Source organism: Paenibacillus xylanexedens (assembly GCF_007680605.1).
Classification (GTDB): Bacteria; Bacillota; Bacilli; order Paenibacillales; family Paenibacillaceae; genus Paenibacillus; species Paenibacillus xylanexedens_B.
Genome location: NZ_VEIO01000014.1, coordinates 1 through 23412, shown reverse-complemented (window position 1 = coordinate 23412; position 23412 = coordinate 1). Strand labels below are relative to the sequence as shown.

Annotated in this window: 38 protein-coding genes; 36 read left to right on the top strand and 2 right to left on the bottom strand. The window is 44.7% G+C overall.

Annotated features, from left to right (window positions below; all coding sequences use genetic code 11):
- Positions 1-17: 17 nt before the first annotated feature.
- The 33 genes from rpsS to FS818_RS27200 all read left to right on the top strand — a co-directional run bounded on the left by rpsS (position 18) and on the right by FS818_RS27200 (position 19263).
- A complete protein-coding gene (gene rpsS, locus FS818_RS27360) occupies positions 18-296 on the top strand; it encodes a 30S ribosomal protein S19 (protein WP_056697694.1) in 279 nt (92 codons plus the stop codon).
- Positions 297-331: 35 nt separating this feature from the next.
- On the top strand, positions 332-664 hold the full coding sequence (gene rplV, locus FS818_RS27355; RefSeq protein WP_090924674.1) for a 50S ribosomal protein L22: 333 nt from the start codon (positions 332-334) through the stop codon (positions 662-664).
- 15 nt (positions 665-679) lie between these two features.
- Positions 680-1345, top strand: coding sequence for a 30S ribosomal protein S3 (gene rpsC / locus FS818_RS27350; protein WP_110899283.1), 666 nt, complete (start codon positions 680-682; stop codon positions 1343-1345).
- A 2-nt stretch (positions 1346-1347) separates the two neighbouring features.
- Complete coding sequence (rplP, locus tag FS818_RS27345) at positions 1348-1782, top strand: 50S ribosomal protein L16 (protein ID WP_076292170.1); 435 nt, start codon at positions 1348-1350, stop codon at positions 1780-1782.
- Positions 1772-1969, top strand: a complete 198-nt coding sequence (rpmC, locus tag FS818_RS27340) for a 50S ribosomal protein L29 (protein ID WP_017692083.1) — start codon at positions 1772-1774, stop codon at positions 1967-1969. Before rplP ends, rpmC begins: the two co-directional genes overlap by 11 nt.
- Before the next feature lie 48 nt (positions 1970-2017).
- A complete protein-coding gene (rpsQ, locus tag FS818_RS27335; protein ID WP_056697701.1) occupies positions 2018-2284 on the top strand; it encodes a 30S ribosomal protein S17 in 267 nt (88 codons plus the stop codon).
- Between the two features lie 36 nt (positions 2285-2320).
- Positions 2321-2689, top strand: coding sequence for a 50S ribosomal protein L14 (rplN, locus tag FS818_RS27330; RefSeq protein WP_024633579.1), 369 nt, complete (start codon positions 2321-2323; stop codon positions 2687-2689).
- Positions 2690-2730: 41 nt separating this feature from the next.
- Entirely contained in the window at positions 2731-3084 is a 354-nt protein-coding gene (gene rplX / locus FS818_RS27325) for a 50S ribosomal protein L24 (protein WP_090924672.1), read from the top strand.
- Between the two features lie 32 nt (positions 3085-3116).
- Positions 3117-3659: a 50S ribosomal protein L5 gene (gene rplE / locus FS818_RS27320; protein ID WP_111271027.1), complete on the top strand. Its 543-nt coding sequence runs from the start codon at positions 3117-3119 to the stop codon at positions 3657-3659.
- A 74-nt stretch (positions 3660-3733) separates the two neighbouring features.
- The gene (locus FS818_RS27315) at positions 3734-3919 is read left to right on the top strand and encodes a type Z 30S ribosomal protein S14 (RefSeq protein ID WP_013312154.1); all 186 of its coding nucleotides are present in this window, start codon (positions 3734-3736) and stop codon (positions 3917-3919) included.
- Between the two features lie 32 nt (positions 3920-3951).
- Positions 3952-4350, top strand: a complete 399-nt coding sequence (gene rpsH / locus FS818_RS27310; RefSeq protein WP_123067254.1) for a 30S ribosomal protein S8 — start codon at positions 3952-3954, stop codon at positions 4348-4350.
- Between the two features lie 30 nt (positions 4351-4380).
- Entirely contained in the window at positions 4381-4923 is a 543-nt protein-coding gene (gene rplF, locus FS818_RS27305; RefSeq protein ID WP_090924669.1) for a 50S ribosomal protein L6, read from the top strand.
- 117 nt (positions 4924-5040) lie between these two features.
- On the top strand, positions 5041-5409 hold the full coding sequence (rplR, locus tag FS818_RS27300; RefSeq protein ID WP_017692090.1) for a 50S ribosomal protein L18: 369 nt from the start codon (positions 5041-5043) through the stop codon (positions 5407-5409).
- 27 nt (positions 5410-5436) lie between these two features.
- Positions 5437-5934 (top strand): 30S ribosomal protein S5, encoded by a 498-nt coding sequence (gene rpsE, locus FS818_RS27295; RefSeq protein ID WP_024633574.1) that lies wholly within the window; start codon positions 5437-5439, stop codon positions 5932-5934.
- 12 nt (positions 5935-5946) lie between these two features.
- A complete protein-coding gene (rpmD, locus tag FS818_RS27290; protein ID WP_090924668.1) occupies positions 5947-6132 on the top strand; it encodes a 50S ribosomal protein L30 in 186 nt (61 codons plus the stop codon).
- A gap of 45 nt (positions 6133-6177) precedes the next feature.
- Positions 6178-6618, top strand: coding sequence for a 50S ribosomal protein L15 (rplO, locus tag FS818_RS27285; protein WP_090924667.1), 441 nt, complete (start codon positions 6178-6180; stop codon positions 6616-6618).
- The gene (gene secY / locus FS818_RS27280) at positions 6618-7916 is read left to right on the top strand and encodes a preprotein translocase subunit SecY (protein ID WP_145336468.1); all 1299 of its coding nucleotides are present in this window, start codon (positions 6618-6620) and stop codon (positions 7914-7916) included. Before rplO ends, secY begins: the two co-directional genes overlap by 1 nt.
- A 90-nt stretch (positions 7917-8006) precedes the next feature.
- A complete protein-coding gene (locus FS818_RS27275; protein WP_145336466.1) occupies positions 8007-8651 on the top strand; it encodes an adenylate kinase in 645 nt (214 codons plus the stop codon).
- Between the two features lie 3 nt (positions 8652-8654).
- Positions 8655-9407 (top strand): type I methionyl aminopeptidase, encoded by a 753-nt coding sequence (gene map, locus FS818_RS27270; protein ID WP_123067256.1) that lies wholly within the window; start codon positions 8655-8657, stop codon positions 9405-9407.
- Positions 9408-9417: 10 nt separating this feature from the next.
- Positions 9418-9726 carry a KOW domain-containing RNA-binding protein gene (locus tag FS818_RS27265; RefSeq protein ID WP_145336464.1) on the top strand — a complete coding sequence of 103 codons (309 nt, stop codon included), beginning with the start codon at positions 9418-9420 and terminating at the stop codon, positions 9724-9726.
- A 3-nt stretch (positions 9727-9729) separates the two neighbouring features.
- Positions 9730-9945: a translation initiation factor IF-1 gene (gene infA, locus FS818_RS27260; RefSeq protein WP_017692098.1), complete on the top strand. Its 216-nt coding sequence runs from the start codon at positions 9730-9732 to the stop codon at positions 9943-9945.
- Between the two features lie 152 nt (positions 9946-10097).
- Complete coding sequence (rpmJ, locus tag FS818_RS27255) at positions 10098-10211, top strand: 50S ribosomal protein L36 (RefSeq protein ID WP_003333770.1); 114 nt, start codon at positions 10098-10100, stop codon at positions 10209-10211.
- 20 nt (positions 10212-10231) lie between these two features.
- Complete coding sequence (rpsM, locus tag FS818_RS27250) at positions 10232-10600, top strand: 30S ribosomal protein S13 (protein WP_056697730.1); 369 nt, start codon at positions 10232-10234, stop codon at positions 10598-10600.
- A gap of 19 nt (positions 10601-10619) precedes the next feature.
- Positions 10620-11015 carry a 30S ribosomal protein S11 gene (rpsK, locus tag FS818_RS27245; protein WP_123067258.1) on the top strand — a complete coding sequence of 132 codons (396 nt, stop codon included), beginning with the start codon at positions 10620-10622 and terminating at the stop codon, positions 11013-11015.
- A 136-nt stretch (positions 11016-11151) separates the two neighbouring features.
- On the top strand, positions 11152-12096 hold the full coding sequence (locus tag FS818_RS27240; protein WP_024633566.1) for a DNA-directed RNA polymerase subunit alpha: 945 nt from the start codon (positions 11152-11154) through the stop codon (positions 12094-12096).
- A gap of 34 nt (positions 12097-12130) precedes the next feature.
- On the top strand, positions 12131-12496 hold the full coding sequence (gene rplQ / locus FS818_RS27235) for a 50S ribosomal protein L17 (RefSeq protein ID WP_017692102.1): 366 nt from the start codon (positions 12131-12133) through the stop codon (positions 12494-12496).
- A gap of 160 nt (positions 12497-12656) precedes the next feature.
- Entirely contained in the window at positions 12657-13430 is a 774-nt protein-coding gene (gene truA / locus FS818_RS27230; protein ID WP_145336462.1) for a tRNA pseudouridine(38-40) synthase TruA, read from the top strand.
- Positions 13431-13635: 205 nt separating this feature from the next.
- Positions 13636-14073 carry a 50S ribosomal protein L13 gene (gene rplM, locus FS818_RS27225; protein ID WP_024633564.1) on the top strand — a complete coding sequence of 146 codons (438 nt, stop codon included), beginning with the start codon at positions 13636-13638 and terminating at the stop codon, positions 14071-14073.
- A gap of 19 nt (positions 14074-14092) precedes the next feature.
- Positions 14093-14485 (top strand): 30S ribosomal protein S9, encoded by a 393-nt coding sequence (gene rpsI / locus FS818_RS27220; protein ID WP_090924661.1) that lies wholly within the window; start codon positions 14093-14095, stop codon positions 14483-14485.
- 791 nt (positions 14486-15276) lie between these two features.
- Positions 15277-15969 (top strand): phosphoadenylyl-sulfate reductase, encoded by a 693-nt coding sequence (locus tag FS818_RS27215; RefSeq protein WP_145336460.1) that lies wholly within the window; start codon positions 15277-15279, stop codon positions 15967-15969.
- A 118-nt stretch (positions 15970-16087) separates the two neighbouring features.
- On the top strand, positions 16088-17257 hold the full coding sequence (gene sat / locus FS818_RS27210) for a sulfate adenylyltransferase (RefSeq protein ID WP_145336458.1): 1170 nt from the start codon (positions 16088-16090) through the stop codon (positions 17255-17257).
- Between the two features lie 68 nt (positions 17258-17325).
- On the top strand, positions 17326-18081 hold the full coding sequence (gene cwlD / locus FS818_RS27205) for an N-acetylmuramoyl-L-alanine amidase CwlD (protein WP_145336456.1): 756 nt from the start codon (positions 17326-17328) through the stop codon (positions 18079-18081).
- 78 nt (positions 18082-18159) lie between these two features.
- Positions 18160-19263 (top strand): Mrp/NBP35 family ATP-binding protein, encoded by a 1104-nt coding sequence (locus tag FS818_RS27200; protein WP_145336454.1) that lies wholly within the window; start codon positions 18160-18162, stop codon positions 19261-19263.
- A 144-nt stretch (positions 19264-19407) separates the two neighbouring features.
- Here FS818_RS27200 and gerD read toward each other — a convergent pair whose 3' ends face one another.
- Positions 19408-20160, bottom strand: coding sequence for a spore germination lipoprotein GerD (gerD, locus tag FS818_RS27195; protein ID WP_145336452.1), 753 nt, complete (start codon positions 20158-20160; stop codon positions 19408-19410).
- A gap of 125 nt (positions 20161-20285) precedes the next feature.
- Here gerD and FS818_RS27190 point away from each other — a divergent pair, with 125 nt between their 5' ends.
- A complete protein-coding gene (locus tag FS818_RS27190) occupies positions 20286-20900 on the top strand; it encodes a KinB-signaling pathway activation protein (protein ID WP_145336450.1) in 615 nt (204 codons plus the stop codon).
- Between the two features lie 116 nt (positions 20901-21016).
- On the opposite strand, the gene pdaB is transcribed toward FS818_RS27190, so the two are convergent.
- The gene (gene pdaB, locus FS818_RS27185) at positions 21017-21793 is read right to left on the bottom strand and encodes a polysaccharide deacetylase family sporulation protein PdaB (protein ID WP_145336448.1); all 777 of its coding nucleotides are present in this window, start codon (positions 21791-21793) and stop codon (positions 21017-21019) included.
- 122 nt (positions 21794-21915) lie between these two features.
- Here pdaB and FS818_RS27180 point away from each other — a divergent pair, with 122 nt between their 5' ends.
- Both FS818_RS27180 and FS818_RS27175 read left to right on the top strand, forming a co-directional pair.
- The gene (locus FS818_RS27180; RefSeq protein WP_145336446.1) at positions 21916-22533 is read left to right on the top strand and encodes a stage II sporulation protein M; all 618 of its coding nucleotides are present in this window, start codon (positions 21916-21918) and stop codon (positions 22531-22533) included.
- Positions 22534-22703: 170 nt separating this feature from the next.
- Entirely contained in the window at positions 22704-22934 is a 231-nt protein-coding gene (locus FS818_RS27175) for a hypothetical protein (protein ID WP_090924652.1), read from the top strand.
- The last annotated feature ends 478 nt before the right edge of the window (positions 22935-23412 follow it).

The following is a 23412-nucleotide window of genomic DNA, read 5'->3' as shown; positions in this document are numbered from 1 at the left end:
GAAGGGAGGATCTCCACATGAGTCGCAGTTTGAAAAAAGGGCCATTCATTGATGGCTACATGCTCAAGAAGGTAGAAGAGATGGAAGCATCAGGCAAGAAGAACGTTATTAAAACCTGGTCCCGTCGCTCTACAATTTTCCCACAATTCATCGGACACACATTTGGCGTTTACGACGGTCGTAAACACGTGCCAGTGTATGTAACTGAGGACATGGTTGGACACAAACTGGGTGAGTTCGCTCCAACCCGTACGTACAAAGGCCATACTGATGATGACAAGAAAACAAGAAGATAAATGAACATCTCTAATGTTTGAGAGGAGGTTACACAATGGAAGCAAAAGCACATGCTAAGTTTATCCGGATTGCTCCTCGTAAAGTTCAACTCGTTGTTGACTTGATTCGCGGCAAGCAAGTAGGTGAGGCGGTTGCCATTCTCCGTCACACTCCGAAATCCGCTTCTCCAGTTGTTGAGAAGTTGCTTAACTCCGCTATTGCGAATGCGGAACACAATTATTCTTTGGATGTTAATAACTTGGTGATCTCGCAAGCTTACGTAAACCAAGGACCAACGATGAAACGTTTCCGCCCTCGTGCAATGGGACGTGCAAGTCGTATTAACAAACGTACTAGCCACATCACTTTGGTGGTATCTGAAAAGTAGAAGGAGGGAAAACGTGTGGGCCAAAAGGTAAATCCAGTCGGACTTCGTGTCGGAGTTATCCGTGACTGGGAATCTAAGTGGTATGCAGGCAAAGACTTCGGCGATCTTTTGATGGAAGACGTGAAAATTCGTGAATTCCTGAAAAATAAATTGAAAGACTCCGCTGTATCTCGTGTAGAAATTGAGAGAGCGGCTAACCGCGTAAATGTAACGATTCACACTGCGAAACCAGGTATGGTAATCGGTAAAGGTGGATCTGAAGTTGAAAATCTTCGTAATCAAATTACGAAAATTGCTGGCGGTAAAAAAGTACACATCAACATCTCTGAAATTAAGAACCAAGACCTGGACGCGATCCTGGTAGCAGAAAGCATTGCACAACAATTGGAACGTCGTGTTTCTTTCCGTCGTGCTCTGAAACAAGCTATTCAAAGAACTATGCGCTCTGGTGCTAAAGGTATTAAAACTCAAGTAGGCGGACGTCTTGGCGGTGCTGAGATTGCACGTTCTGAAGGCTACAGCGAAGGAACTGTTCCACTGCACACACTGCGTGCTGACATTGACTATGGTACTGCAGAGGCTCATACTACTTACGGACGTATCGGCGTAAAAGTATGGATCTATCGTGGAGAGGTTCTTCCTACGGCTAAGAAACAAGCTGCTAAGGAAGGAGGCAACTAATCATGTTGGTACCAAAACGTGTAAAACACCGTAAGCAACAACGTGGACATATGAAAGGCCAAGCAAAAGGCGGAACTACGCTGAACTTTGGCGAATATGGTCTGCAAGCTACGGAACCGGCTTGGATTACGAACCGTCAAATCGAAGCGGCTCGTATTGCGATGACTCGTTACATCAAACGTGGTGGTAAAGTCTGGATTAAAATTTTCCCTGACAAACCAATCACTCAAAAGCCTCTCGAGGTTCGGATGGGTAGCGGTAAAGGTAACGTAGAAAAATGGGTTGCAGTAGTGAAACCAGGTAAGATCATGTTTGAACTTGCTGGTGTACCGGAGGATATTGCACGCGAAGCGATGCGTCTTGCCGCTCACAAACTGCCAATCAAAACGAAGTTCGTGAAACGTGAAGAATTGGGTGGTGAAGCAAATGAAAGCTAGTGAATTTCGCAACCTAACCTCTGCTGAAATCGAGCAAAAGATTGCCGGATTTAAAGAAGAACTCTTTAACCTCCGCTTTCAACTCGCTACCGGTCAGCTGGATAACCCGACTCGAATCCGTGATGTGCGTAAAGAAATAGCTCGTGCTAAAACCATCATCCGTGAAAGAGAATTGGGAATCGGTTAATTAGAGGTCGGATATACATTCCGTCCGTAATCAGGAAGGAGGCCAACAATGAGCGAAGAACGTAATGCACGTAAAGTTCAAACTGGTAAAGTTGTCAGTGATAAAATGGACAAAACGATTGTTGTTGCTGTAGAAACCTACAAAAACCACAAATTGTACCATAAACGCATTAAGGTTACTAAAAAGTTCAAAGCGCATGACGAAGAAAACACTGCGAAAATCGGTGACACGGTGAAAATCATGGAGACTCGTCCGCTTTCGAAAGATAAACGCTGGAGACTTACTGAAGTCGTTGAAAAAGCGGTTATCATCTAATTGCATGATCAGCATAGCTGGAAGGAGGAATACTAAATGATTCAACCATTTACACGTTTGACTGTAGCCGACAACTCCGGTGCGAAGGAACTGATGTGTATCCGCGTACTCGGCGGTACGGGACGTCGTACAGCTCAAATCGGTGATCTGATCGTTTGTTCTGTAAAACAAGCAACACCAGGCGGCGTTGTCAAAAAAGGTGATGTAGTTAGAGCGGTTGTCGTTCGTACGAAGCGTTCTGTACGTCGTAAAGACGGTTCCTACATCGGTTTTGATGAAAATGCAGCTGTTGTTGTAAAAGACGACAGAAGCCCGCGTGGAACACGTATTTTCGGACCTGTTGCTCGTGAACTTCGCGAGAAAGATTTCATGAAAATCGTTTCCTTGGCCCCAGAGGTTATCTAATAGATTAAGCTCGTGATGTTTAGAAACAGGAGGTGTACGAAATGCCAAGAGTGAAAAAAGTTCTGGAATCCCATAACAACAAACTTCACGTTAAAAAGGAAGATACGGTTATGGTGATCAGCGGTAAAGACAAAGGTAAAAAAGGCCGTGTCATCGCTGCTTATCCTCGTGAAAACCGCGTCCTTGTGGAAGGTGTTAACATGGTGAAAAAACACCAGAAGCCTAACCAGCAAAACCCGCAAGGCGGCATTATCGAGAAGGAAGCTCCGATTCACGTTTCCAACGTGATGCACATCGATCCAAAGAGCGGAAAAGTAACCCGTATCGGTTACAAAGTGTTGGATAACGGTAAAAAAGTGCGCGTTGCAAAACGTTCCGGAGAAATTATCGACTAATTGAACCGAATGAGAAAGGAGGGCTATGATTCATGGCATCAAGAATGAAAGAACGTTACCTGCAAGAAATCGCTCCTGCTTTGATGCAGAAGTTTAACTATACAACGGTAATGCAAGTGCCGAAAATCGAGAAAATCGTTATCAACATGGGTGTGGGCGACGCTGTCCAAAACTCCAAAGTGTTGGATTCCGCAGTAAACGATTTGCAACTGATCGCAGGTCAAAAACCTGTAATCACTCGTGCGAAAAAATCAATCGCAGGTTTCAAACTGCGTGAGAACATGCCTATCGGTGTGAAAGTTACATTGCGCGGCGAGCGTATGTACTACTTCCTCGATAAATTGTTTAACGTAACACTTCCACGTGTACGTGACTTCCGCGGTGTATCGAGCAAAGCGTTCGATGGTCGTGGTAACTACACTCTGGGTCTGAAAGAGCAATTGATCTTCCCAGAGATCGAGTATGATAAAGTAGACAAAGTCCGCGGTATGGATATTGTCATCGTAACAACGGCGAAAACAGACGAAGAGTCCCGCGAATTGCTTACGCAACTGGGAATGCCTTTCGTTAAATAATGTTGGCATAAACGTTCCGGGTGTCTGGAAAGACTCCCTTTTCTCCGAAATTATTTAGGAGGTGTCAGGCTAAAGTGGCAAAAACTTCGATGAAAGTTAAACAACAACGTACACCAAAGTTTAAAGTACGTGCTTATACACGCTGTGAGCGTTGCGGTCGTCCACATTCGGTACTGCAAAAGTTCAAAATTTGCAGAATTTGCTTCCGTGAATTAGCTTATAAAGGCCAGATCCCTGGCGTGAAAAAAGCAAGCTGGTAAAAAGTCCTGAACGGGAAGGAGGTTAACTCACAATGACTATGTCTGATCCAATTGCAGATATGCTTACTCGTATTCGTAACGCGAACACTGTTCGTCACGAAACGGTAGAAATGCCTGCTTCGACAATGAAAAAACAAATCGCCGATATCCTGAAGCGTGAAGGTTTCATCCGTGACGCTGAATTTATCGAAGATAACAAACAAGGGATTATCCGTGTTTTCTTGAAATACGGTCAAAATAACGAGCGCGTTATCACTGGTCTGAAAAGAATCAGTAAACCAGGTCTTCGTGTTTACACGAAAAGCAATGAAGTACCTCGTGTACTTGGCGGCCTTGGAATCGCGATTATCTCGACATCCAAAGGTGTTATGACGGACAAAGAAGCTCGTCAATCGAAATCCGGCGGAGAAGTCGTTTGCTACGTTTGGTAATATAACGTCACAAGATAGGAGGTGCAACACATGTCTCGTATTGGTCGCAAACCAATTACAGTACCAAGTGGTGTAGACATCACTTTGGACAACACCGTTATTACGGTAAAAGGACCAAAAGGAACTTTAACTCGTGAACTTCACAAAGACATGAAGGTTACAGTTGAAAACAACGAAATTACAGTTGTGCGTCCTTCCGATAACAAAACTCACCGTTCTTTGCACGGTACTACGCGTAGCGTAGTCAGCAACATGGTGAGCGGCGTAACTGAAGGATTCGCTAAATCTCTGGAATTGGTTGGGGTCGGATATCGTGCAAGCAAATCCGGAGATAAAATCGTTCTGAACGTTGGTTACTCTCACCCGGTTGAAATTACACCGGAAGCGGGAATCGAATTCGAAGTACCTTCGAATACGAAAATCATTGTTCGCGGTATCGATAAAGAGCGCGTAGGTGCTTACGCTGCTAAAATTCGTTCCGTTCGTGAACCTGAGCCGTACAAAGGTAAAGGTATTAAATATGAAGGCGAGCGTATCATCCGTAAGGAAGGTAAAGCCGGTAAGAAGAAATAAGATTTCTCTTACCGCCTTTTCGCGGCTTTCGGCTTGCTTGCTTCGTGTGTTTCTAATATACCCCGTGGCTTCTGTTTTGAAGCCAGCGAGGTAACCTGAAAGGAGTGAATCCCTGAGATGATTACGAAACCAGATAAAAACAAGGCTCGTCTGAAAAGACACCTTCGTGTTCGTAAGAAAATCCAAGGAACGGCTGCACGTCCTCGTTTGAACGTTTTCCGTTCTGGTAAACATATGTACGCTCAAATCATCGATGATGTAGCTGGTGTAACAATTGCTTCCGCGTCTACTGTAGACAAAGAATTGAGCACTGACATCAAAAATGGTGCATCTGTTGAATCTGCTCGTAAAGTTGGCGAACTCGTTGCTAAACGTGCAAAAGATAAAGGTGTTTCCAATATCGTATTTGACCGTAGCGGATATCTGTATCATGGTCGTATCGCAGCTTTGGCTGAAGCGGCTCGTGAAGCAGGACTTGAGTTTTAAGATATTTTTCAAAAGGAGGTTAACGACTTGCGTGTAGATCCGAATACTTTGGAACTGTCTGAAAGAGTAGTAAACATTAATCGCGTAGCTAAAGTAGTAAAAGGCGGACGCCGTTTCAGCTTTAGCGCACTGGTTGTAGTCGGCGACGGCAACGGCTGGGTTGGAGCGGGTATCGGTAAAGCGGGCGAAGTACCTGATGCAATTCGCAAAGGTATTGAAGATGCTAAGAAAAACCTTGTACACGTTCCGCTCGTAGGAACTTCGATTCCTCACTTGGTAACAGGTAAGTTCGGCGCAGGACGCGTTCTGTTGAAACCAGCATCTGAAGGTACTGGTGTTATCGCTGGTGGTCCTGTACGTGCGGTTCTCGAACTTGCTGGTGTAGGTGACATTTTGACAAAATCTCTGGGTTCTTCGAATTCCATGAACATGGTCAATGCGACTTTGGAAGGTTTGTCCCGTTTGAAGCGTGCTGAAGACGTGGCTAAACTGCGCGGAAAATCCGTCGAAGAGCTTCTGGGTTAGGAGGGAATTCTCATGGCTAAATTAGAAATTACCCTCGTCCGTAGCTTGATCGGACGTCCGGAGACGCAAAGAACAACTGTGAAAACATTGGGATTGCGCAAAATCAACAGCAAAGTGATCCAAAACGATAATCCAGCCATCCGTGGTATGATTAACAAAGTAAGTCACTTGGTAGCTGTCAAAGAAGTAGAAGCTTAATAAACGGGTATACACCCACAAATCTTTAAGGAGGTGCAACGAACGATGAAGTTACATGAGCTTTCACCATCTCCTGGATCGCGTAAAGAACGCAAACGTGTTGGTCGCGGTCCAAGTAGTGGTACAGGTAAAACATCAGGTCGCGGTCATAAAGGACAAAACGCTCGTTCGGGCGGTGGTGTTCGTCCAGGCTTCGAAGGTGGACAAAATCCATTGTATCGTCGCTTGCCAAAACGCGGTTTCGTGAACCCAACTCGCAAAGAATATGCAGTTGTTAATATCGAAGACCTGAATAGTTTGCCTGCGGGTACTGAAGTAACTCCAGAATTCTTGATGACGAACGGCGTTGTTAAAAACGCTAAATCCGGAATCAAAGTCCTGGGTAACGGTGAAGTCACTGTGAAGCTGACTGTTAAAGCTAACAAGTTTTCTCAATCTGCGGTGGAGAAAATTGAAGCTGCCGGCGGTACAACCGAGGTGATTTAATGTTCAAGACCCTAAAGAATATCTGGCGGGTTGAAGATCTGCGCAAAAGGGTATTATTTACCCTTTTTGTACTGATCATTTACCGCATCGGCTCCTTTGTTCCCGTTCCAGGTGTTAACAAAGATGTGTTCGAAGCGACAAATTCTGCGGGTAAAGAAGTTTTTGGACTTCTCAATACGTTCTCGGGTGGAGCACTGTTCCAGTTCTCGATATTTGCACTCGGGATCGTTCCTTACATCACTGCGTCTATCATAGTACAGTTGCTTTCCATGGACGTTATTCCTAAATTAGCGGAATGGGCAAAGCAAGGTGAACAAGGTAAGAAGAAATCGGCACAACTGACTCGTTATTTAACGATCGGGCTGGCATTGATTCAAGCGTTTGGTACGTCGATCGGATTCAATAGCTTGTACAATACAGACATGATCCCTAACGCTACGTTTGCTGATTATATCTTGATCGCGATTGTACTTACGGCCGGTACTTCATTCCTGATGTGGCTTGGTGAGCAGATCACCGAGAAAGGCATCGGAAACGGAATCTCGATTTTGATCTTTGCGGGTATCCTGGCAACAGTACCTAACATTATCAAACAAACGATCGAGTCCGACTTCATCCAACCTGATCAATTGTTCATGAACATCCTTAAAGGTGTAATCATCGCGATTGTCATCGTGCTGATTATCATCGGTGTCATTTACATTCAACAGGCGATTCGGAAGATTCCTGTACAGTACGCAAAACGTGTCGTAGGAAACAAAATGTACGGTGGACAGAATACACATATCCCGCTGAAGATTAATGCAGCTGGTGTTATCCCTGTCATCTTCGCATCATCGCTGTTGATGTTCCCAACGATTATCGCAAACTTCTGGGCTAATCATGGTTGGGCACAGTGGATCGGTCAAAACTTGACTACACACAAACCACTTGGTATGGTGCTGTATGTCGTGATGATCTTCGGATTCACATTCTTCTATACGTTTGTACAGATGAATCCACAGCAGATGGCTGATAATATGAAAAAGAACGGCGGTTACATTCCGGGTATTCGCCCAGGTAAAGCAACCGAGAAATATCTGACCCGTGTCATGACTCGTTTGACAATGGCCGGAGCCATATTCTTGGCAGTCATTTCCGTTCTGCCTGTATTCTTAGGGGCACTTTCTGGTTTGCCTCAATCAGCGCAAATTGGAGGAACTTCCCTCCTGATCGTTATCGGTGTTGCGCTGGATACGATGAAGCAAATCGAAAGCCAATTGATCAAACGCCACTACAAAGGTTTTATCAATAAATAGGCAATAGGTTCCGGTTGAGTAAAGATTTACTTGCCGGCACCTATTGTGCTGTTTGTTGATGTAGGGTAGTCTTGGAGGGAGTGACATAACGTGAACATCCTATTCATGGGCCCTCCGGGGGCAGGAAAAGGTACGCAAGCAGACGTCATTGTGAAAGAGTTCGGTATTCCCCATATTTCAACAGGCGATGCATTTCGTCTTGCGATTAAACAGGGAACTCCCATTGGCCTGAAAGCCAAGGAATATATGGATCAAGGATTACTTGTACCAGATGATGTTACCATCGGCATCGTTGAAGAACGATTGCAACAGTCGGACTGCAGAGAAGGTTTTCTCTTGGATGGTTTTCCAAGAACCCTGTCTCAGGCAGAAGCGCTGGATGGCATCCTGGAACGACTGAACTCAGGTCTTGATCATGTGATCAACCTGAAAGTGGATCGCAACAAATTGCTGGCTCGTTTGACGGGTCGTCGTATTTGTAAAAACTGTGGTTCGACTTATCATGTCGTATTTAATCCACCGAAGCAGGATGGTATCTGTGATAAATGCGGCGGCGAGTTGTACCAGCGCTCTGATGATAACGAAGAGAGCGTAGGCACTCGTTTGGACGAATATATCAACAAAACAGCACCACTCCTCACGTTCTACGAAACTAAAGGCCTCCTTCGTCAGATCGACGGAGAACAGGATATCGATCAAGTTTCCCAAGAAATCGTGTCCTTGATGAGAGGTTAATTGATGATCATTGGTAAGTCCGAAACGGAACTGGGTTTGATGAGGGAAGCAGGGAGAATTGTTGCGGAAACGCATCGTCTCTTGGCAGAGCACATTGTTCCTGGTATTACGACTGGTGAACTTGACCATATGGCCGATCAATTTATCCGCAGTCAAGGAGCTGTGCCGTCTTTCAAAGGTTATAACGGTTTCCCTGCCAGTGTGTGCGCTTCAGTGAATGAAGAGTTGGTACATGGATTTCCCGGCAAACGCAAGTTGAACGAGGGCGATATCGTTACGTTTGACATTGGCGCGCAGTACCAGGGGTATCATGGAGATTCTGCCTGGACCTATCCAGTCGGTCGTATTTCCGAAGAAGCTCGTCGTCTTCTGGACGTTACGGAGGCTTCATTATACGCAGGACTAGCGCTGGTAAAACCAGACGTTCGCTTGTTTACAATATCTCATGCAATTCAGAAATATATCGAAGATGAAGGGTTTTCCGTCGTTCGTGAATATGTCGGTCACGGCATTGGAGCGAATCTGCACGAGGAACCATCGATTCCGAACTATGGTCTTCCTGATCGTGGACCAAGGTTAAAGGCTGGTATGGTGCTAGCTATTGAGCCAATGGTTAACGCAGGCAGACGGTATGTGAAAACGTTGGAAGATAACTGGACTGTCGTTACAGCTGATGGATCGTTATGTGCCCACTTTGAACACACCGTAGCAGTTACACCTGAGGGTATGGAAATTTTCACAAAACTGAATGCGTAGGTGATTAGGCATGAACAATTCGTCGAATCCGCAGCTCGGTCAACTTGTGAAGATCCGTAAAGGCCGCAATGCGGACCAAGCCGCAGTAATTGTTGCTATAGAGGACAATAGGTTCGTATATATCGCGGATGGAGACAAACGAAAGTTTGACCAACCCAAGAAGAAGAATATTCTTCATCTTGAACTTCAACCGATGATTAGCAGTGAGGTTGTAAACAGTTTAAACGAGAGTGGTCGGGTGACAAACGGAAAGCTCCGCTATGCGGTTCATTCGTTTCTGGAATCCACCAACATTCAAGCTGAAGAGAAAGGAGACTGACTAATGGCCAAGGAAGATGTCATTGAAGTGGAAGGCACGGTTCTTGAACCGTTGCCGAATGCAACGTTCAAGGTTGAGCTCGAGAATGGTCATCAAATTCTCGCTCACGTTTCCGGAAAATTGCGGATGCACTTCATCCGTATCCTGACTGGAGACAAAGTAGTTGTTCAGTTATCGCCTTATGATTTAACAAAAGGTCGCATAACTTACCGTAAATAGTAGTAGACAGTTGCAATGAACTGTGAAGCTTATGAAGCGGGTTTTGCCCGGCAAAACTTGCGAAAGCTTCGAAGCCGGTTTTACAATAGTAGAACGAGGTCAATGCTTACGAAGAGGGTTTTGCTAAGCAGAACTTTGAGGAGGTAATTCACATGAAGGTAAGACCTTCGGTCAAGCCGATTTGCGAAAAATGCAAAGTCATTCGCCGCAAAGGGAATGTAATGGTTATCTGTGAAAATCCAAAACACAAACAAAAACAAGGTTAATGAAGGGGGTGTAGCGTAAAATGGCACGTATAGCTGGTGTGGATTTGCCACGTGATAAGCGCGTTGAGATCGCCTTGACTTATATTTTCGGAATCGGTAAAACGACTTCCCAGAAAATCCTGAGCTCTACAGGCATCAATCAGAACACTCGTGTTCGTGATTTGACGGAAGATGAAGTCAGCAAATTGCGTGAAAGTATCGACAAAGAGGTCAAAGTAGAAGGTGACCTGCGTCGTGAAATCTCTTTGAATATTAAACGTTTGACGGAGATCGGTTGTTACCGTGGAGTTCGTCATCGTCGTGGTCTGCCTGTTCGTGGACAACGTACGAAAACGAATGCTCGTACTCGTAAAGGTCCTCGTCGTACTGTAGCAAACAAGAAGAAATAATAAGGGGGGATAAGAGAAAATGGCTAAACCGAAAAAAGTCGTACGTACTAAACGTCGTGACCGTAAAAATATTGAATCTGGCGTGGCACATATCCGTTCCACTTTCAATAATACTATCGTTACTATTACGGATCCTCACGGAAATGCAATTTCGTGGGCAAGTTCCGGCGGACTCGGGTACAGAGGTTCCCGTAAATCGACTCCGTTTGCTGCACAAATGGCTGCTGAGGCAGCTGCCAAAGCTGCAATGGAGCATGGGATGAAATCCGTTGAGGTTATGGTTAAAGGACCAGGCGCAGGCCGTGAAGCAGCGATCCGCTCTTTGCAAGCTGCTGGTCTTGAAGTTAACCTGATCAAAGACGTAACTCCAGTCCCGCATAACGGATGCCGTCCTCCAAAACGTCGTCGTGTCTAATGAGATTTGCCCCTGCGTGTGGTATACTTCCGGCACAATCTGCTAATAATGGTTGTTTAGGCATACTACTACATGTTTTCGCAAGAGAAGGTAAATGTTTCATAGAGGACCGACGTTTTGAAGGAGGGGTATTGCAGTGATAGAAATCGAAAAGCCGAAAATTGAGACGGTAGACGTCAACGATGATGGCACCTATGGGAAATTCGTAGTAGAACCGCTGGAGCGCGGATACGGTACGACGCTTGGAAACTCGCTTCGCCGAATCTTGCTCTCATCACTGCCGGGTGCGGCAGTGTCTTCGGTTCAAATCGATGGCGTTCTGCATGAATTTGCTACAGTTCCTGGCGTAATGGAAGATGTTACAGAGATTATCCTTAACCTGAAAGCTTTGTCGCTCAAAATTCATTCTGACGAGGAGAAAGTGCTCGAGATTGATGCTGAAGGCGAAGGAGCAATCACGGCTGGAGACATTCGTGCTGATTCCGATGTAGAAATCCTTAACCCGGATCTTCACATTGCTACGCTTGGACCAGGTTCGAGACTTCACATGCGTATTTTTGCCAATCGCGGTCGCGGCTACGTCCAGGCAGATCGGAATAAACGCGATGACCAGCCGATCGGCGTCATCCCTGTCGATTCCATCTTCACCCCGATCAGCCGCGTAAACTACGCTGTGGAAAATACGCGTGTAGGCCAAGTAACCAACTATGACAAGCTCACGTTGGAAGTTTGGACTGACGGAAGTATTCGTCCTGAAGAGGCTGTAAGCCTTGGCGCTAAAATTTTGACCGAGCATCTAATGCTCTTCGTGGGTCTTACAGACGAAGCGAAGGATGCAGAGATCATGGTTGAAAAAGAAGAAGACAAAAAAGAAAAAGTACTCGAAATGACGATCGAAGAGCTGGATCTCTCTGTTCGTTCTTACAACTGCCTCAAACGTGCTGGTATTAATACCGTACAAGAGCTGACTACGAAAACGGAAGAAGACATGATGAAAGTCCGTAACCTCGGACGCAAGTCTTTGGAAGAAGTTCAAGAGAAGCTTGAGGAACTGGGTTTGGGACTACGTACAGAAGAATAGACAGCTGAGTGCTTGAAGTGAAGGAGGGAAAACAATGGCATACCAAAAGTTGGGCCGTAATTCCAGCGCACGTAAAGCTTTGTTCCGTGACCTGGTAACCGACCTGTTCTTATATGAGCGCATTCAGACAACTGAAGCGAAAGCAAAAGAGGTTCGCTCTATTGCTGAAAAACTGATCACTAAAGCGAAAAAGGGAGATCTTCATGCCCGTCGCCAAGTGGCAGCATATGTTCGCCGCGAAACTATCGATGGTGAGCAAGATGCAATCCAAAAACTGTTTAGCGAATTGTCCGGTCGTTACGCTGAGCGTCCAGGCGGATACACACGTATCCTGAAACTGGGACCTCGTCGTGGTGACGCAGCGCCTATGGTTTACTTGGAACTGGTAGACCGCGCGTAATACAGATGTGAGATGAGGAAAGGGGACAGAGTCCAAGATTCTGGGTAAACCCTTTTTTTCTCTTCATTTTGGAATTCGTGCTGTAAATGAAGCTCCGTAAGGGGCTTCTTTTGCTGTTCGGGATAGGGTTATGTATAGTATGGAACAAAGGTGTGGGAATATGCGCAACTTATGTATGACGGTAACTTACGATGGAACGGCCTACTACGGCTTTCAAGTACAGCCAGGAGGTAATACCATTCAGGACCACCTTGAGGATGCTATTCGTGCGTTGACTGGTGAGACGGTAAAAATCACGGGGTCAGGACGAACGGATGCAGGCGTTCATGCCCGCAGACAAATCTTCAATTTTCCTACAGCGTCCCAGATTCCGGTGGAACGTTGGTGTATTGCACTCAACTCCAGATTGCCATCTGACATTGTTGTTATTGATGCAATGGAGGTACCGCTAGATTTTCATTCTCGTTATGCAGCGAAAAAGAAAACCTATCGATATACGGTCAATGCAAACCAATTCCCGGATGTCTTTAACAGAAGACTGCAGCATCATCATCATGCCAAGCTGGACGTCGCTGCTATGGAAGAGGGCCTGCGTCATTTCATAGGCACATATGACTTTACTTCCTTTGCTTCACGCAAGTCTCAGAAAGAGAATCATGTACGTTCGGTATACGAAGCATGGATAGAAGTGGACCGTTCAATGTGCAGGGACCATCCTCGCGATCAGGGTGTCATTCACATTTATGTGAGTGGTAATGGCTTTTTGCAACATATGGTGCGGATCATTGTAGGGACACTGCTGGAGATCGGAGAGGGCAAACGGAAAGCCTCTGATGTGCCGAATATGATTGCTGCATGCAACCGTTCTGCTGCGGGACCAACTGCAGTGAGTTGTGGTTTAATGCTCTGGGATCTTGAATACAAAAAAGATTAAATTTGGTGAGTAAAAAGCTCAAATAATACTTGCGATTTAGTCTCCTATCATGTAATATAAAAGTTGTGTTTTCTTAATGGCTTTCCCACAGCCCCAATTAAGATGTTCACATCGCAACAACTATCCATCAACACCTAAAGTTATCACTTAACGAACGAAGATAAATGAAAAATGATGATTTTGAACATTTAAGGAGGAACTTTTCATGCGTACTACGTACATGGCGAAGCCTAACGAAGTTGAGCGCCAATGGCACATCATTGATGCTGAAGGCAAAACCCTCGGACGTTTGGCGAGCGAAGCAGCTGCTTTGATTCGCGGCAAACATAAGCCACAATTCACTCCACATGTGGACACTGGCGATTTCGTTGTTATCATCAATGCAGAGAAAATTGTATTGACTGGTAAAAAAATGCAAGGTAAAAAATACTACCGTCACTCGATGCACCCAGGTGGTTTGAAAGTAACTACTGCAGAAGAGATGGTTAAAAACAAACCTGAACGTATGTTGGAATTGGCTGTTCGCGGTATGCTTCCTAAAACTCGCATGGGCGAGAAAATGAAGCTGAGACTTAAAGCGTACAGAGGCACTGAGCATCCACACGCAGCACAAAAACCAGAAGTTTACGAACTTCGCGGTTAATTAAAAGGAGGACAGTTTCATGGCACAAGTACAATACTATGGGACAGGTCGTCGTAAACATTCGGTAGCACGTGTTCGCCTTGTACCGGGTGAAGGACGCATTGTCATCAATAAACGTGATATTAATGAATACTTTGGTTTGGAAACACTCAAACTGATCGTAAAACAACCACTGACTTTGACAGAAACGCTCACTAACTATGACGTTTTGGTTATCGCTCATGGTGGCGGAATCTCCGGTCAAGCCGGCGCTATCCGTCACGGTATTTCCCGCGCTCTGCTCAAAGCAGATCCAGAATACCGTGCATCCCTGAAAAAAGCAGGATTCCTGACTCGTGACCCACGTATGAAAGAACGTAAAAAATACGGTCTTAAAGCGGCTCGTCGCGCACCTCAGTTCTCCAAACGTTAAGATTTTCAAAGTCCTTGGCTTCGGCCAAGGACTTTTTTCGTTTTATTTACGAAGAGACTATGTGTATCATTTGTATATTCTAACGTTAACGTAATACAATACGATTCCCATTGAGAGAAAGACAGGGCTCCAAGATAATAGATGTAGCATTAGTTTTGTATATCCTTGAATTTTAAGCTAATTCATATCTATATTAACTCCATATTTCGAATGAAATTCAAATTCATTAGTCTATGTCCATCCTCAATTTCCCCTTCTTAGCTTGATTATCTGTATAATCTAATCTTAATTATGCTCACACAAATCTTAGCCGTTTTAGTAATACCATTCTTCCAGATCATTATCATTTTCTCATGTCTGTGATATCAGTCTTTTTTATGAATACGATAAAGGGTTCTTACTTTTGTTATTTGACGGAGTTGTAGACCCAGGCTTTCAGTATGCTCAAAATGGAGATGGTGTTTAGACAGGATACGCTGTCTAATGATGCAAAATGTTTCTTCGATCATCCCAAGAATCCAACAATAGCAACGCTTTTTTCTCTTTAAGATCTCAAGTATTTGAAATTTATGTTCATGAGGTTTTTGTATCGTTTTGCCTATATCTTATCTGGAAGCCTAATGAGCACTAAAAATTGAGTGTTTTTATGTTGCTTGTTGTGAGTAGAATTGATGTAATTTACCAGATGGCAGGCATTGACATCGCGAGTGAAAGATTTATACTATACATAATTCATATTAGATTAGTCGGCTTTGTGTGGTTTGGAGATTATGAATGGGGGAAATTGAACAATGAACTTGTTAGAAAAGGAAGAATTGGCTCGTACAAAAGCAGAGGAACTGGAGCACGCAAGCCCGGAAGATATTATTCGCTATGCGGTTGAAACATTTCCTAATATCACATTTGCGTGCAGCTTCGGTGCAGAAGATGTTGTACTTGTAGATATGTTGCAAAAAATTAGCCCATCTACTGATGTTTTTTATCTGGATACAGATTTTCATTTCCAGGAAACATATGATACGCGTGATCGGATGCAAGAAAAGTACAACCTTGAGTTTGTAAAAGTATCGCCAAAAATCACACCGGAAGAACAAGCTGCTCAGCATGGAGAAGAATTATGGAAATCCGATCCCAATGCTTGTTGTAACATTCGTAAGGTGGAGCCCCTGACACGTATTCTATCGCAGTATGATGCATGGATTACAGGTATTCGTAGAGATCAAGCACCTACTCGTGCCAATGCGAAGAAGGTCGAATATGATACGAAGTTTGGTTTGATGAAATTTAACCCGATTGCTCATTGGACGAGTGAGGATGTGTGGGAATACATCCGTGCTAATAACGTGACATATAATCCGCTACATGATCAGAATTACCCAAGTATCGGCTGCGAGCACTGCACACGGCAGGTTATGCCTGGTGAAGATCCGCGTGCGGGACGTTGGTCTGGCAATGATAAAACGGAATGCGGATTGCATAAATAAGCTGCATGAATAGAGTACTGGCATGATAGTTCAAATGTCTTTTTCAAGTTAAACTATTTTTTAAATTATAATGCGGTTTGCATCAAAATATCGGATGTTTTAATAAGGAGCTGACAAGATGACTTCGATTCTGCCTCATGGAGGTGCGCTGGTACAGCGTGTCGTACAAGGAGAAGAACGTGATCAACTATTGCAGAAAAGCAAAAATCTGAACTCATTGCAGATTAATACCTGGACGATCTCAGATTTGGATTTGATTGGCGTAGGCGCGTTTTCACCACTTCAAGGATTCATGAATGAGGAAGATTATCTATCTGTCGTATCCCGAATGCGTTTGGCAGATGGCACCGTATGGAGTATACCGATTACACTGGCTGTCAATGATCAACAGGCTGCTTCCCTTCGCAAAGGTGAGACGGTAGCTCTTGTTGGTGAAGCGGATGGTGTAACGTACGGCTTACTTGAGGTTCAAAGCATTTATCAGGTAGATCAGGGTGAGGAAGCACGCCGCGTTTTCAAAACGGATGATCCTGAACATCCGGGTGTAAAAAAACTGCTGGGGCGTCCTGCAACATATGTAGGAGGTCCAATTCAAGTATTGAATCGTCCAAAACCGGCCAAGTTCGAAGAGTTCTATTACGATCCGGCTGAAACACGCAAAATTTTTCAGGAAAAGGGCTGGAGAACCGTTGTTGGTTTTCAGACACGTAATCCTGTCCACCGGGCACATGAGTATATCCAGAAAAGTGCAATGGAAATCGTTGATGCACTTTTCCTGAATCCACTTGTGGGTGAGACTAAATCGGATGATGTTCCAGCAAATGTGCGTATGAAGAGTTACCTGGTACTGCTGGAGAACTATTATCCGGCCGATCGTGCGTTTCTGGGCGTATTCCCGGCTGCAATGCGGTATGCGGGACCTCGTGAAGCCATTTTCCATGCCATGGTACGTAAAAATTATGGCTGCACCCACTTTATCGTAGGGCGTGATCATGCTGGTGTAGGTGATTATTACGGAACCTATGAAGCACAAGAGATCTTCTCTAATTTTACGGCTGAGGAATTGGGCATTACACCACTGTTCTTTGAACACAGTTTCTTCTGCACCAAATGCGGAAATATGGCTTCTAGCAAAACCTGCCCTCATGACAAGGAACATCATATGACTTTGTCGGGAACCAAGGTACGTGGTTTGTTGCGTAATGGTGAATGTCCACCGCCAGAATTTACACGTCCTGAGGTTGCTGAGGTGTTGATTGAGGGTATGGCAGAGCAAGTCCATTCCTAAGGGTATATTTGTCCATCTTGTCCCATATAGATGATTAGAGTCATTTATAGGGACGAGGTGGTTTTTTTATGCGCAAAAACATGGGGAAACATCTGGTAGTCTGGGTCCGGTTGAAAACAGTGAAGAGGGTTATGCTGAGCCTGTGTTTGTTGGCTATGTTTGTAGCAGTAGTTTCGTATGAGATGCCCTCTGCCAAAACGTCAGGATATTGGAGTCTGCCTCTGGCTGGCAAAGTGATCGCTATTGATGCAGGTCATGGCGGGCCAGATGGGGGAGCAGTGAGCAGGCAGGGAGTTATTGAGAAGGATATCAATCTGTCCATTGCGCTGTATGTCAGAGACTATCTGCAACAGGCAGGAGCTCTTGTTGTGATGACTCGTGAAATCGATAAGGATTTGGCCGACGAGGGAACGAGAGGGTACTCCAGACGTAAGACAGAGGATCTCAAACAGAGAGTAAGACAGATTGAGGATAAACAAGCGGATTTATTTATCACCATTCACATGAACAGTGTGCCATCTAATCGTTGGAGCGGTGCACAAGTCTTCTACACGCCTAATCATCCTGATAACGAAGGTCTTGCAAATCTGCTACAAGCCGAAATGATTCGGAATCTGGAAAATACAGATCGTATAGCCAAAACGGTAAGTACCGTTTATCTGCTTCAGGCTCTGAAAATCCCGTCAGCACTCGTTGAGGTCGGCTTTTTGTCCCATCCCGAAGAGGCTCGTCTGCTTGCTGAAGAAACGTATCAACGGAAAGTAGCTGCGTCTATTTATAACGGTATTCTCCGATATGCTTCAGGCGAACGTCCGAAAAGTTAGTCATAAGAAGAAAGGTAGTGCTATAATTGGAACAGCATACCTAACACATGCCAATAGATAAAACCGAGGTGCTGTCTGATGTTATCAAAAGAACAGATACTTGAACTTTTACAGCCATTACAGGAACCACAGCTAGGACAAAGCTTAGCGGAACTTGGATGGATTCGTGACATTATGGTGAAAGAACACCATGTGGCCTTAAGCATGGTGACACTGGAGAATCGGCCAGAAGATGCAACCGCTTTAACGGATGCTGCGCGTAACCTGCTATCCCAGCATGGAGTGAAGGATGTACATATCCGCACACGAGTAGCGTCAGAGCATGACCGTCAGAGCCTTAACCTGGGACAAGTGGAGCAAGAGCAAGATGAGGATGAAGTGCTTGTAAAAGGTCATGCGGCTGGTCTCGATGGACATGAGCTGTTAAGTCCTGAGTCGGGAGTTCGTTTTATTGCCATAGCTAGCGGTAAAGGGGGCGTAGGGAAATCAACGGTCACCGTTAACCTGGCTGTAGCCTTGGCACGTCAAGGGAAGAAAGTCGGTCTCATTGATGCTGATATTTATGGTTTCAGTGTGCCGGATATGATGGGGATTGAGGAATACCCTGTCGTTGAGGACGGAGTGATTCAACCGGTCGAACGTTTTGGAGTCAAAGTAATGTCTATGGGTTTCTTCATTCGGGAAAATAACCCTGTGATCTGGCGCGGCCCAATGCTTGGCCGGATGCTACGTCAGTTCTTCACCGATGTTCAGTGGGGCGAGCTGGATTATATGTTGCTGGATCTGCCACCAGGCACCGGAGATGTTGCGCTTGATGTGCACCAGATGTTGCCACAGAGCAAAGAGATCATTGTAACGACCCCACATGCCACTGCAGCCTTTGTAGCGGCGCGTGCCGGAGCGATGGCCATTCAAACGGAACATGAGCTGTTAGGTGTGGTCGAGAACATGGCGTACTACGAATGTGGTAAATGTGGGGAGAAAGAGTATGTCTTTGGTCGTGGAGGGGGCGGACGTCTTGCCGAAAGCTTGCACACAGTGTTGCTTGCCCAGATTCCATTAGGTGCTCCAGATAACCATCCTTCCGAGCCGGATTTCTCACCGTCTGTGTATAAGGCAGAGACAACAATAGGGGCCATATATGACGAGGTAGCCAAGTCGATTGAGTCTAAGTTTGAATGAGATTTTTTATGTGATTAAAATTTAATGTGCTTATAAATAAAGCCTGCGTCCTTTGGATGCAGGCTTTTTCACATGATCTCTACTTTGGAAATTGAGGCTTATCAACATTTATCTTCTTGTAGAACCTGGACCATTGTTGTAATTCTATGAACTTCCACCGCCACCACCGGAGTCTCCACCTCCAGAATCACCACTGCCACCATCTCCCCCGTCCTGACCACCGGATTCCTGCCCCTTTTGCCCGCCACCGCTCTCCGTTTTGGGCTGGAGTTCTTCTTGTACCACTTTTTTCAGCAAAGTAAGAACTTCCATGCGAAACAACGGATTTTGCATCACTTCCTGCATAACGGTCATCGTTTGTTTTCGGTATTCCGGGGTTTTGGTCATATCCATGAACATCTTGGATACTTCAGGAGATTTCATGATATCCCCAATCGACTTCTGATACGTCGGATCTTTGATAAGTTGCATATGCAGTTGTTTGCTTTGTCCGTTGATCGCTTTGGCGAATTCACCGGCAAATTGCGGATCGGTCATAATTTTCTCGAATTCCTTCTGGTATTCAGGAGCGGTTATGGTATCTTTTACGGCAATACGTATTTGTTCCGAAGATTGCATTGGCATTAACATTTTCATCCCCACCGTTCCCGATCCACCACCAGAGCTTCCGCCTTCTTCTGACCCACTGCCTCCACCGCCACCAGAGGAGCTTTGACCCGTTAGAGCCTCTTCAACAGCTTTCTTTCCTTCATCACTTTTCAAAATATCTACGACCATCGTTTTCATCTCTTTATAACTGCCCTGAGGAGGCGAAGAACTCTGATCTGAACCGCAGCCGGCGAGCATGACGGATAGCCCCAATACAACGCAGCATAGCTGCCATATAGGCCGTTTCATGTGTACAATCCCTCCTTGATTAGATACTGGATGTAGTATGTGATGGGAAAGGGGGAAATATGTTGAGCAATGATGGTTTTTTGCTGTGAAGGTTGGTAAAATAAACTCTCGGGGGTGGAAAACATTTGAATTTGCGTAGATGGTTTTTCCTGTTTTGGACAGCCTTGCTTATTGGTGCCGCAGGAGCATTAGGTACAGGGTTGATTATGATGTTGGTAAACGGAGAAAAAATGAACGGAATTGCTGATTTTATGCTGTATCTACTGATTCTGTTTGGCTCCGGAGTGATGATTAGCGTATATTCACAAATGGGTTTCTTTGCATATCTCATCTTGAATTATATGGGCAAGGGTGTATTCCCAAGACGCGGATGGCAGATTGTGCAGGTAGTGCTGACTGTGCTAGCTTTGTTGGACCTCATGTTTTTGCGTTTATTTGTCGGAGGAGGACGAGAGCGTATCTCGGACATTGTGCTGGGACTGATCATTTTGGCGGCTGCAATTGTTACCGCTTACGTGAAAGTGAAACAGACACATATCTCTGCGCTAGTACCAACGCTCTTCTTCATGATTGCCGTGACTGCAGTGGAAACGATTGGTGTATTGCGTATTGACGTTAATGCGGCCACCGTCTTTATTGTGATCCCTTTGCTGTTATGTAATGCATATCAGATGCTGATCCTGCACAAGCTGGTCGATAGCTCAAAAGAAGCTGCTGTGACCCCTGCCCCGAGTCGTTGAATGAATGGTGGGCATAAAAGAGTTGAAGGGTCATACACATGATTAAGGTTTTCATAACGATGAAAAATACAAAAAAGAGCTAACTGGGTTAGCTCTTTTTCAACTGTTTACGCGTATTATTGGCCGCTGGCTTGATCTCGTACTTCCTTACCCTCTACACTTGAATGGTTGAGTAGTTCAGATACGGTCACGAATTCATAGCCCTGATTTTTCAATTTGTCGATGATGGCTGGAAGTGCCTCATGGGTTTGTTTCGATGAGTCGCTGGCATGCAACAGGACAATATCACCAGGATGTGCTTTGCTGACGACACGATCAACGATTGTCTGTACTCCGGGGTTTTTCCAATCCAGAGAATCTGTATCCCATTGTACAACTTGATAGTTCAGACTATTCGCAACCTGAAGCACGCGTTTATCAAAATCTCCATTAGGCAATCGTAGCAAATTGGGTTCTTTCCCGGTTAAATCGGTTAAAATGCTGTGAGCTGTCGAAATTTCCTTGCGGATTTGCTCTTCAGTCAGGCTAGTATAGTTTTCGTGCCGATGTCCATGACTACCGATCTCATAGCCTGCATCTTTAATGGCATTAACAATCTCTGGATGGGTTTTACTCCATGGTGAGGAGAGAAAGAAGGTAGCCTTCTGTACTTTGTTATCCTGAAGAACTTTAAGAATCGGTTCGGTTCGTTTATCACCCCAGCTAATGTCAAAGGTAAGTGCAATGACCTTCTTGTCGGTTGGTACACTGTAGACGGCGGAAGGTGCTTCTTCCGAGAACACTGACACGTTACCACTTTCCAAATAAATAATACCAATTGCAAAAATGGCAGCAACGAGCACAATCAGATTACGTTTGATCTTTTTGCCGCTGAATACATAGAACGAGTTCATTTCGCTAAGCGCCCCTCTCCCAATAAAGAAATGCTTGTTTACTTTTCAATGTATGCTCGTACTGTCCAGTTATTCGTTTTACATCTTTGTTTGTCCATCATTTCGTTTTACAGGAGGTTGTTATGTTAAAATTCAGTACATTTATAAGAGACATGGGTAAGATTAGGGGAGCATTAATCTGGTCATTTGTGTTGTTCGCTGTGGGTATAGGAGCAGGGTGGGTGAGCACAGGTCCCTTAGAAGAGTTGCTGTTAGGGCAGATTGAAGGGCTTCGCCAAATCAGTCAGCAGTTGGAGCAAGGAGGAAATGTGCAGTGGAATTTCTTCTTGCTTATCTTTTTCAATAATGCCATTAAAAGTGTACTGGTTATCTATGCAGGGATTTTCTTCGGAATCTTGCCAATTATCTTTCTGCTAATCAACGGGATGGTGCTTGGCTTTGTTGTTCATACCACGATGAATTATGGTGCAAGCTTTTTTGATATTGTTGTGAAGGGGCTTCTTCCACATGGCATTATCGAAATCCCGGTTATTATTATTGCGTGTGCATTTGGATTGAGGTTCGGCGGTTTGGTCGTGCGGAGTCTGGCGCAACTGGGAGGCGAAAAAAGGGCTATGATCGGCTCTCGGTGGAAAGAGTACATGAATATGACGTTAACAGCGAGCTTTTGGGTAGTCGTCTTGCTTCTGGTTGCAGCGGTTATTGAGAGCACACTCACATATGCGCTTGTGAGAGGTTAAAATTACTTGTGGAAATTTTGTGATACCCAGCATTCATAAATTCCCAATAATTTGACCATAACAATAAAACGGGTTTCAGCAGTGCAGACAAAGAGAGATATGTTCAACAAAAGAAGATGCTGAAAGACGAGTGTGACTATAGAGGCTATGCACAAAAAGGAGAACTCTTAATGCTGGGTATGCTATTTAACGAGAAGGAATGCAAGGAGCTGGACTATGTATTACGCAAAGAGTTGGATGAGATGCTGTTTGATCTAAGTGACCACCGTCTTGACCAAGAGATTAAATATGCTATAGCGAGTCGGTATAAAACAGTATTCCGTATGTATGCAAGGTTTGCCCCGCCTAAAGAGTTATCCAAGTATGCAAGAGGCGGTAAGTTAAAAAACTCCAAGCTATAAAATAAAGCTGAACATATAAGTTTAAACGTTATGGTGAGAGGTGTAGCTCTCTAGATAGAGAATGCACCTCTCATTGTACTCGCCATTTGCTAAAGGGAATGATCAACCTATTTGTCGAAATAGGGTTGACCTTTTCGAAACTATATGGTAAATTAATTTTCGTTCCATTTTTAAGGAGCCGTTTGATTGGACAAGCATATTTATAAGACATGAACTAAAACGGTTAAAAAAATGCTTGCAAAGAAAACGTGAATGTGTTACATTATAAAAGTCGCCGCTGAAACGACGACAACATGAAAAATAACACCTCAAATTATGTTTGATCTTTGAAAACTGAACAACGAGTGAGTGAACATTCTGCTTGCAGAATGACGTGAAGGTTTTGATGCATGCCATCTGGTTGTATGAAAACCGGAACACAAATGAGATTTTTAATCTCGTCAGATTCAAAATGAGCTTATCGCTCTTTTCAATACCC

What these genes read in the sequence shown, in the direction of transcription:
- rplV (WP_090924674.1), top strand. Translation starts at nt 332, where the DNA reads ATGGAAGCAAAAGCACATGCTAAGTTTATCCGGATTGCTCCTCGTAAA.
- FS818_RS27175 (WP_090924652.1), top strand. Translation starts at nt 22,704, where the DNA reads ATGCTGGGTATGCTATTTAACGAGAAGGAATGCAAGGAGCTGGACTAT.
- rplP (WP_076292170.1), top strand. Translation starts at nt 1,348, where the DNA reads ATGTTGGTACCAAAACGTGTAAAACACCGTAAGCAACAACGTGGACAT.
- rplQ (WP_017692102.1), top strand. Translation starts at nt 12,131, where the DNA reads ATGGCATACCAAAAGTTGGGCCGTAATTCCAGCGCACGTAAAGCTTTG.
- rpmJ (WP_003333770.1), top strand. Translation starts at nt 10,098, where the DNA reads ATGAAGGTAAGACCTTCGGTCAAGCCGATTTGCGAAAAATGCAAAGTC.
- FS818_RS27215 (WP_145336460.1), top strand. Translation starts at nt 15,277, where the DNA reads ATGAACTTGTTAGAAAAGGAAGAATTGGCTCGTACAAAAGCAGAGGAA.
- map (WP_123067256.1), top strand. Translation starts at nt 8,655, where the DNA reads ATGATCATTGGTAAGTCCGAAACGGAACTGGGTTTGATGAGGGAAGCA.
- rpmD (WP_090924668.1), top strand. Translation starts at nt 5,947, where the DNA reads ATGGCTAAATTAGAAATTACCCTCGTCCGTAGCTTGATCGGACGTCCG.
- rpsK (WP_123067258.1), top strand. Translation starts at nt 10,620, where the DNA reads ATGGCTAAACCGAAAAAAGTCGTACGTACTAAACGTCGTGACCGTAAA.
- infA (WP_017692098.1), top strand. Translation starts at nt 9,730, where the DNA reads ATGGCCAAGGAAGATGTCATTGAAGTGGAAGGCACGGTTCTTGAACCG.
- rplX (WP_090924672.1), top strand. Translation starts at nt 2,731, where the DNA reads ATGCCAAGAGTGAAAAAAGTTCTGGAATCCCATAACAACAAACTTCAC.
- secY (WP_145336468.1), top strand. Translation starts at nt 6,618, where the DNA reads ATGTTCAAGACCCTAAAGAATATCTGGCGGGTTGAAGATCTGCGCAAA.
- rpmC (WP_017692083.1), top strand. Translation starts at nt 1,772, where the DNA reads ATGAAAGCTAGTGAATTTCGCAACCTAACCTCTGCTGAAATCGAGCAA.
- rplF (WP_090924669.1), top strand. Translation starts at nt 4,381, where the DNA reads ATGTCTCGTATTGGTCGCAAACCAATTACAGTACCAAGTGGTGTAGAC.
- rplN (WP_024633579.1), top strand. Translation starts at nt 2,321, where the DNA reads ATGATTCAACCATTTACACGTTTGACTGTAGCCGACAACTCCGGTGCG.
- pdaB (WP_145336448.1), bottom strand. Translation starts at nt 21,793, where the DNA reads ATGAACTCGTTCTATGTATTCAGCGGCAAAAAGATCAAACGTAATCTG.
- rpsQ (WP_056697701.1), top strand. Translation starts at nt 2,018, where the DNA reads ATGAGCGAAGAACGTAATGCACGTAAAGTTCAAACTGGTAAAGTTGTC.
- rpsS (WP_056697694.1), top strand. Translation starts at nt 18, where the DNA reads ATGAGTCGCAGTTTGAAAAAAGGGCCATTCATTGATGGCTACATGCTC.
- FS818_RS27200 (WP_145336454.1), top strand. Translation starts at nt 18,160, where the DNA reads ATGTTATCAAAAGAACAGATACTTGAACTTTTACAGCCATTACAGGAA.
- cwlD (WP_145336456.1), top strand. Translation starts at nt 17,326, where the DNA reads ATGCGCAAAAACATGGGGAAACATCTGGTAGTCTGGGTCCGGTTGAAA.
- sat (WP_145336458.1), top strand. Translation starts at nt 16,088, where the DNA reads ATGACTTCGATTCTGCCTCATGGAGGTGCGCTGGTACAGCGTGTCGTA.
- gerD (WP_145336452.1), bottom strand. Translation starts at nt 20,160, where the DNA reads ATGAAACGGCCTATATGGCAGCTATGCTGCGTTGTATTGGGGCTATCC.
- FS818_RS27180 (WP_145336446.1), top strand. Translation starts at nt 21,916, where the DNA reads ATGTTAAAATTCAGTACATTTATAAGAGACATGGGTAAGATTAGGGGA.
- rplE (WP_111271027.1), top strand. Translation starts at nt 3,117, where the DNA reads ATGGCATCAAGAATGAAAGAACGTTACCTGCAAGAAATCGCTCCTGCT.
- rplO (WP_090924667.1), top strand. Translation starts at nt 6,178, where the DNA reads ATGAAGTTACATGAGCTTTCACCATCTCCTGGATCGCGTAAAGAACGC.
- FS818_RS27265 (WP_145336464.1), top strand. Translation starts at nt 9,418, where the DNA reads ATGAACAATTCGTCGAATCCGCAGCTCGGTCAACTTGTGAAGATCCGT.
- rpsH (WP_123067254.1), top strand. Translation starts at nt 3,952, where the DNA reads ATGACTATGTCTGATCCAATTGCAGATATGCTTACTCGTATTCGTAAC.
- rplM (WP_024633564.1), top strand. Translation starts at nt 13,636, where the DNA reads ATGCGTACTACGTACATGGCGAAGCCTAACGAAGTTGAGCGCCAATGG.
- rpsM (WP_056697730.1), top strand. Translation starts at nt 10,232, where the DNA reads ATGGCACGTATAGCTGGTGTGGATTTGCCACGTGATAAGCGCGTTGAG.
- truA (WP_145336462.1), top strand. Translation starts at nt 12,657, where the DNA reads ATGCGCAACTTATGTATGACGGTAACTTACGATGGAACGGCCTACTAC.
- rplR (WP_017692090.1), top strand. Translation starts at nt 5,041, where the DNA reads ATGATTACGAAACCAGATAAAAACAAGGCTCGTCTGAAAAGACACCTT.
- rpsI (WP_090924661.1), top strand. Translation starts at nt 14,093, where the DNA reads ATGGCACAAGTACAATACTATGGGACAGGTCGTCGTAAACATTCGGTA.